Raw genomic sequence first — 7,906 nt, 5'->3', positions numbered from 1 at the left:
TAAAGAGAGAATTGCTCTAATAGAACAAGCTATTGGTGGAATTGTAGGTACTTATTATATACAATCTTTATTTGCTGATTATGAATATCAAGCACATAAAATTGTTGAAAATGGTGGGGCTATTACACCTGAAATTTTAAGTGGTATTATGTCAAAATTATTTACAGAATATTTTGGTAGTGAACTTTCAATGGATGAATTACAAAAGATAATTTGGGCTAGAATCCCTCATTTTTACAACTCACCTTATTATGTTTATCAGTATGCTACTAGTTTTGCATCATCTGCTAATCTATATGACAGAATTACAAATAAAAATTACTCTGCTCAAGAGAGAGACAATGCAAAAGAAGCATATTTAAACTTATTAAAATCTGGTGGAAATGACCATCCTATGAATCAACTAAAAAAAGCTGGTGTAGATTTAACTAATAAAGATAGTTTTACAGCTGTTCCAAAAGAATTTAATAGATTATTAGATTTACTTGAAAAGGAATTACAAAATTCAAAAGAAAAAAGATAGTGTGAAAACACTATCTTTTTTTCAAAGAAATAAAAGGAGGCTCTATGTTTATAATTAAATATATTTTTAGATTTTTTAAATTTATAATTACAGAGATTTCAGCTTTAATTATAAAATTAATTGTATTAGGAATTATTTTAATCTTTGGTTTTTCATATTTATCTAGAGAAAAAAAACCAACTATTAAATCTAATACATTTTTAGAAGTTGATTTATCAAAAAAATACAATGAAAATCTTATCGATTCACCACTAGATTTTAATACAACATCAACTAATTTTTACCAATTACTTGAAAAAATAAAATTTGCTAAAAATGATAAAAAAATATCAGGAATAGTTTTATTTTTTGATGGAAATACTTTAAATAAACCTCAAATATCTGAACTAGGTGAAGTTTTAAAAGATTTTAAAACAGCTAGAAAACCAATTTATTCATATGGAGCATATATTGATAATAACTCTCTATTAATCAGTAGTTATTCATCTGCTACTTTTATGCCACCATCTGCTGCAACCTCAGCTAATATTACAGGATATAATAAAGAAATTCCATACTATAAATCCCTTGCTGACAAAGTTGGTATTGATGTTGATGTTATACATGTTGGTAATTTTAAAAGTTATGGTGAAAACTATAAAAGAAAAACAATTTCTCCAGAATATAAAGCTAATACTAAAAGAATTTTAGATAAAACCTATTCTATGTTTGTTGATGATATTTCTAAAAATAGAAATATCAGTAAATATGAATTTAGTAAACTTACTCTTTCTGGGGATTTAATGGGGGGAACATCTCGCACTCTTTTAAAAAACAAGCTTATTGATCATTTGAAATATTATGAAAATTTTAAGAAAAGTCAAAAAATGAAAAATACTCTTTTAATTGAAAGATATTCAATACCTGAAATTGAAAAAGATAATCAAATTGCCATTGTTTATGCTAATGGAGAAATAAATTATACTGGAGATAATAAAAAAGTAGGTGGTATTATTACTCCTAGAAGATTAATTACTACCCTTGAAAAAGCTAATTCTAACCCTAAAGTTAAAGGAATTGTTTTAAGAATCAACTCCCCTGGTGGATCGGCTCTTGCTTCTGATATTATTTACAATACTGTTAGAAGTATAAAAAAACCTATTTATATCTCTATTGGAAGTGTTGCTGCTTCTGGAGGATACTATATAGCTTCTGGTGGTAATAAAATATTTGCTGATAAAAACAGTATTACTGGATCTATTGGAGTTGTTAGTTTAATTCCTAATTTTAAAAAACTAACTGAAAAAGTTGGAGTGAATATGGAAGAGATATCTAGAGGTAAAGATGCAGATCTTTATTCTGTCATGTCACCTATGACTCCTGAAAGAGAAGCTAAAATTTATCAATCTAACTTAAGAGTATATGATGAATTTTTAACAAAAGTTTCTTATGGTAGAAATATGACTAAAGAACAAGTTCATGAAATTGCTCAAGGTAAGGTTTGGCTTGGTCAAGAAGCTTTAAAAATTGGATTAGTAGATCAAATCGGTGGTTTAGAAGATACTATTTCTAGTTTGGCTACTAATTTAGAAATTGAAAAAAATTATTCTGTTATTGAAATTCCTTATGAAGAAAATTTAGAAAATATTTTCGAATCTTTTTCATCTCCATTTGTAAAATTAAATACTCTTTTAAATTTTAAAGAACAAAGTAATTTAAAAAATATAGTTAAAAATGATGAACTTTTATTTAAACCAATATTATACATGAGCTTCTAAATCTGTTGTTGATAAAAACAAGCTCTATATGATATAATCTTACGGACTGAATACTATAATTAGGAGGGATTAAATTGGTTAGAAAATTAAAAGGACAAAAAACTAGTGGAGGAAACTCTCAAACAGATATTTTAAAACAAGCTCAAGCTATGCAACAACAAATGTTAGAGGTTCAAGATTCTTTAAGAGGTAAAGAGGTTGAAGCTTCTGTTGGTGGAGGAGCTGTTGTAGTTAAAGCAAACGGACAAAAAGAGATCGTTTCTATTTCAATATCTAGCGAAACTATTAAAGACGCTGTTGAAGATAAAGAGATGTTAGAAGATTTAGTTCTTTCTGCTGTTAGCGAAGCTATGAGACAAGCTGACGAATTAGCTGAAAAAGAGATGTCTGCTATTACTGGTGGAATCAACATTCCAGGATTATTCTAATTTAGCTTTTAATACGGCACCAATACTCTGTGTTGGTGCTTTTTTTTATATTAAAACTATGATATAATTATATGAAAATACTATGATTATGGGTGGTCTATTCAATGGAAAATAAAAAATTCAAACGATATGGTTTAATTTTATATTATTTACTTAAAATCATTTCTAAAACTATGAAAATTCAAGTTATTAAAAGTGATAAAATCAAAGAAAATGAGGGTTATGTTTGTGGTTTTTGGCATAATAAGTTAGTAGGTGCTTCTCTTGGTTTGATTAATTTTACTGATAAAAAAGCTGTTCTTGCTAGTCCTTCAAAAGATGGAGAACTTATTTCAGTTCCAATGGAAAAAATGGGATTCACTGTTGTTCGTGGTTCTTCTGGAAAAGATTCAATTAAAGCTGTTTTAAAATTAATAAAATTTATAAAATCAGGATATAGTGCAGGTACCCCTTTAGATGGTCCTAAAGGTCCTATTTACCAAGTTAAACCTGGAATGCTATATCTTGCTCAAAAATCTGGAATGGGACTTGTTCCTGTAGGTGTAGCTTTTAGTAATAAATGGACTTTTGAAAAAACTTGGGATAAATTTCAAATGCCAAAACCATTTTCTAAAATGCTTTGTATTGCAGGAGATCCTATTTTTATTCCAGAAGATGCAAATAAAAATGATTATCTTGACATTGTAAGAGATACCCTTCTTGAGCTTGATAAAAAAGCTGAAGAAGAATTAAGAAAAAAATAAAATATATTTGAAAGGAGATACACATGAGTAAAAATTTTTATGTTACAACACCAATTTATTATGTAAACGGAGATCCACATGTTGGAAGTGCATATACAACTATTGCTGCTGATGTTATAGCAAAATATAAAAAATCTATGGGATATGATGTTTTCTTTCTAACTGGAACAGATGAGCATGGACAAAAAGTAGAGGAAGCTGCAAAGGATAGAGGTTTAACTCCACAAGAATGGACAGATTCTATGGCTCCTAGATTCTTAGATATGTGGAAAGCTTTAGATATTAATCAAACTGATTTTATCAGAACTACACAAGAAAGACATAAGGATGCAGTTAAAAAAATACTAAAAGTTGTTCACGATAAAGGAGATATTTATAAAGGTGAATATGAGGGGAAATACTGTGTTTCATGTGAGACATTTGTTCCTGAAAATCAAATTGTAAATGAAAAGCACTGTCCAGACTGTGGAAAGGAATTAAGAATAGTTAAAGAGGAATCTTACTTCTTTAAAATGTCTAAATATCAAGATGCTTTACTTGAGCATATTGAAGCAAATCCTGACTTTATTCTTCCTCATTCTAGAAAAAATGAAGTTACTTCTTTCATAAAACAAGGTCTTCAAGATCTATCAATTTCTAGAAATACTTTCGAATGGGGAATCCCTATTGAGTTTGCAGAAGGACATATTACATATGTATGGTTTGATGCCTTAACAAACTATTTAACTGCTGTTGGTTATGAAAACAACCCTGAGTTATTTGATAAATTCTGGAATAATGGTGAAGTAGTTCATCTTCTTGGAAAAGATATTCTAAGATTCCATGCTATTATTTGGCCTTGTATGCTTCTTTCTGCTGGTGAGAAACTTCCTGATAAAATAGTTGCACATGGTTGGTGGACGTCTCAAGGGGAAAAAATGTCTAAATCTAAAGGAAATGTTGTTGCACCTTTAGATGAAGTTAAAAAATATGGAGTAGATGCTTTTAGATACTGTTTAATGAGAGAGGTTAACTTTGGAAATGATGGAGATTACTCTACTCCTTCTATAGTTACTAGAATAAATTCAGATCTTGCAAATGACCTTGGAAATCTACTAAACAGAACTCTTGGAATGTATGGAAAATACTTTAACAGTACAATTGTTAAAGGGGACAAATTTGAACCTCTTGATGAAAGTGTTAAAACTTTATGGGATGAAACTCTAGAAAATGTTGATTCTCATATGAGTAGACTTGAGTTCTCAAAAGCTCTTGAAGCTATCTGGAAATTTATCTCTAGAATGAATAAATATGTTGATGAAACTGCTCCTTGGCTACTTATTAAAGATGAGTCTACTCTTGAAAGACTTGGTACAGTTATGAATTTCTTAGTGCAAGCTCTTTATAAAGTTGCAGTTCTTACTGCTCCTTATATGCCTACAGCTTCTCAAAAAATATGGAATCAACTTGGAGTTACAAAAAATATTATGGAAGCTCAAATAGAAGATGTTAAAGGATGGAACTTACTTCCAGTGGGACACATTCTTGGAAATGCTGAACCTATCTTCCCTAGACTTGAAACAGAAAAAAAGGCTCCTAAAAAAGATCCTATGGCAATAAATGAAGATTTAGAAGTTGAAAATCCTATTGAAATCTCTGACTTTGATAAAGTTGATATTCAAGTTGTTGAAATTCTTGAAGTTTCAAATATTGAAGGAGCAGATAAACTTTTAAAATTTAAAGTTAAAACTGGAAAAGAAGTTAGACAAATTGTTTCTGGTATAGCTAAATACTACCCAAATCCAGAGGAGTTAGTTGGAAAAAAAGTTTTAGCTATTTTAAACTTACCTGCAGTTACTTTAAAAGGAGTTCTTTCTCAAGGTATGCTTTTAAGTTCAAGTGAAAAGAAAAAATTAAAACTTGTTGAAATAGATTCATCTGTTAAAATTGGAGCAAAAATAAAATAATTACACTGGGGTGGAAAAATGAAAAAAGTTACTAAGGCTATTATACCTGCAGCTGGTTTAGGAACAAGGGTTCTTCCAGCGACTAAGGCTCAACCAAAGGAGATGCTTGTCATTGTTGACAAGCCCTCTTTACAATATATTGTAGAGGAGCTTGTTGCTTCTGGTATTACAGATATTGTTATTGTTACAGGTAGAAATAAAAACTCTATTGAGGATCACTTTGATTTCTCTTATGAACTTGAGAATACTCTTAGAAAAGATGGGAAAATGGAACTACTGAAAAAAGTTGATGATATATCTAATATGGCTAATATTTATTATGTTAGACAAAATCATCCTTTAGGACTTGGTCACGCTATTTTAAAAGCTAAATCATTTATTGGAGATGAACCTTTTATTATTGCCCTTGGAGATGATATTGTATATAATCCTGAAACTCCAGTTGCTAAACAATTAATAGATACATACAATAAATATGGTGGAAATATTATTGGAGTTCAAGAGGTTAAAAAAGAGGATGTTTCTAAATATGGTGTTGTTAAACCATCAAAAATTTTAGATGAAGATACTGTTGAAATGATAGATTTTATTGAAAAACCATCAATGGAAGAAGCGCCATCTAATCTAGCTTGTTTAGGAAGATACCTTCTTTCTCCTGAAATTTTTGACTATCTTGAAACTACAGAAGCTGGTAAGGGTGGAGAGATTCAACTTACTGATGGTATTTTAAAAATGTTACAAAATAACAAAAAAGTTATTGCCTATACCTTTAAAGGTAAAAGATATGATATAGGTAATAAAATTGGACTTCTTAAAGCAAATATTGAATTTGGTCTTAGAAATCCAGAAACAAAAAATGATTTAATTGATTTTTTAAAAAATGAAATTAAATTATAAAGGAGGCATATAATGGCTAAAATTATAAAATTTAATTCTGAAGCTAGAAAAAAATTAGAAGATGGAATAAATATACTTGCAGATGCTGTTAAAATAACTCTTGGCCCTCGTGGTAGAAATGTTGTTTTAGAGAAAGCTTATGGAGCTCCACTTATAACAAATGATGGTGTTTCTATTGCAAAGGAAATTGAACTTGAAGATCCATTTGAAAATATGGGTGCTCAACTTATTAAAGAGGTAGCCACTAAAGCTAATGATGTTGCAGGAGATGGAACTACTACAGCTACAGTACTTGCTCAGTCTATTGTTAAAGAGGGACTAAAAATGGTCTCTGCTGGAGCAAACCCTATTTTTCTAAAAAAAGGAATTGAAAAAGCTACTAAAAGAGCCATTGAACTCCTTGTTGAAAAATCTAAAAAAGTTCAATCTAATAGTGAAATAGCTCAGGTAGCTTCTATCTCTGCTGGTGATGATGAAATTGGTGCTCTAATTGCTGAAGCTATGAGTAAAGTTGGAGATACTGGTGTTATAACTGTTGAAGAAGCTCGTTCTCTTGAAACAACTCTTGAAGTTGTTGAAGGGATGGAGTTTGAAAAGGGTTACTTATCGCCTTATATGGTCACTGACTCTGAAAGAATGGAAGCTCTTTTAGATTCACCATATATTTTAATTACAGATAAGAGAATCTCTAGTATGAAAGAACTTTTACCTCTTCTTGAAAAAACTGTTCAAACATCTAAACCCCTTCTGATTATTGCTGAAGATTTAGATGGAGAAGCTCTTGCTACCTTAGTTTTAAATAAAATTAGAGGTACTCTTAATATTATTGGTGTTAAAGCTCCATCTTTTGGAGATAGAAGAAAAGATATATTAGAAGATATTGCTATTTTAACTGGTGGACAAGTTATATCTGAAGAAAAAGGTATGAAAATTGAAAGCACTGAGCTTTTCCAACTTGGAAGAGCTAAAAAAATAAAAGTAACTAAAGATTCTACTGTTATTATTGATGGTGTTAGTGAGGAGACTCTACTAAAAAATAGAATCTCTCAAATTAAAAATCAAATAAAAGAATCTACTTCAGAGTATGATATTGAAAAACTTCAAGATAGACTTGCTAAACTTTCTGGTGGTGTTGCTATTATTAAGGTTGGAGCTGCTACAGAAGTTGAAATGAAAGAGAAAAAATTGAGAATAGAAGATGCTTTAAATGCAACTAGAGCTGCTGTTGAAGAGGGGGTTATTCCTGGTGGGGGAGTTACTCTTGCTGAAATTGCTCACTCTATGGAGTATTTTATTTTAGAGGGAGAAGAAGGAATTGGAGCTAATATTGTTAAGAATGCTCTTACTTCTCCACTTAAACAAATTGCAATAAATGCTGGACTTGATGGCGGAGTTGTTGTTGAAAAAGTAAAACACTTACCTGAAGGTTTTGGATTAAATGCAGCAACAGAAGAGTATGTTAATATGATAGAAAATGGTATTCTAGATCCAACTAAAGTTACTAGATCTGCTCTTCAAAATGCTAGTTCTGTATCTGCATTAATCTTAACAACAGAGGTAATTATTGCAAATAAAAAAGAAAAAATAGATACAAATAATAATTCTAATAATA

7 protein-coding genes are annotated in these 7,906 nt (G+C 30.0%); all 7 read left to right on the top strand.

Going from position 1 to position 7,906, the window contains the following annotated elements; translation table 11 throughout:
- A partial coding sequence (locus tag Q0V09_RS05260; RefSeq protein WP_297487498.1) for a M3 family metallopeptidase occupies positions 1 to 523 on the top strand: 523 nt, incomplete at its 5' end.
- Between the two features lie 44 nt (positions 524 to 567).
- Positions 568 to 2,280 (top strand): signal peptide peptidase SppA, encoded by a 1,713-nt coding sequence (gene sppA, locus Q0V09_RS05255; protein WP_297487496.1) that lies wholly within the window; start codon positions 568 to 570, stop codon positions 2,278 to 2,280.
- 74 nt (positions 2,281 to 2,354) lie between these two features.
- Positions 2,355 to 2,708: a YbaB/EbfC family nucleoid-associated protein gene (locus Q0V09_RS05250; protein ID WP_297407134.1), complete on the top strand. Its 354-nt coding sequence runs from the start codon at positions 2,355 to 2,357 to the stop codon at positions 2,706 to 2,708.
- Positions 2,709 to 2,812: 104 nt separating this feature from the next.
- Entirely contained in the window at positions 2,813 to 3,451 is a 639-nt protein-coding gene (locus Q0V09_RS05245; protein ID WP_297487493.1) for a lysophospholipid acyltransferase family protein, read from the top strand.
- Positions 3,452 to 3,474: 23 nt separating this feature from the next.
- Positions 3,475 to 5,397 (top strand): methionine--tRNA ligase, encoded by a 1,923-nt coding sequence (gene metG / locus Q0V09_RS05240; RefSeq protein ID WP_297487491.1) that lies wholly within the window; start codon positions 3,475 to 3,477, stop codon positions 5,395 to 5,397.
- Positions 5,398 to 5,415: 18 nt separating this feature from the next.
- Complete coding sequence (gene galU, locus Q0V09_RS05235; RefSeq protein ID WP_297407140.1) at positions 5,416 to 6,294, top strand: UTP--glucose-1-phosphate uridylyltransferase GalU; 879 nt, start codon at positions 5,416 to 5,418, stop codon at positions 6,292 to 6,294.
- A gap of 12 nt (positions 6,295 to 6,306) precedes the next feature.
- Positions 6,307 to 7,906 (top strand): chaperonin GroEL (gene groL, locus Q0V09_RS05230; protein ID WP_297487489.1); only part of this gene is annotated, 1,600 nt, incomplete at its 3' end.

Origin of the sequence: uncultured Cetobacterium sp., assembly GCF_947039425.1 — a bacterium.
Lineage (GTDB): Bacteria > Fusobacteriota > Fusobacteriia > Fusobacteriales > Fusobacteriaceae > Cetobacterium_A.
The sequence above is the reverse complement of the archived record's forward strand: the minus strand, read 5'-3'. Positions and strand labels throughout refer to the sequence as shown.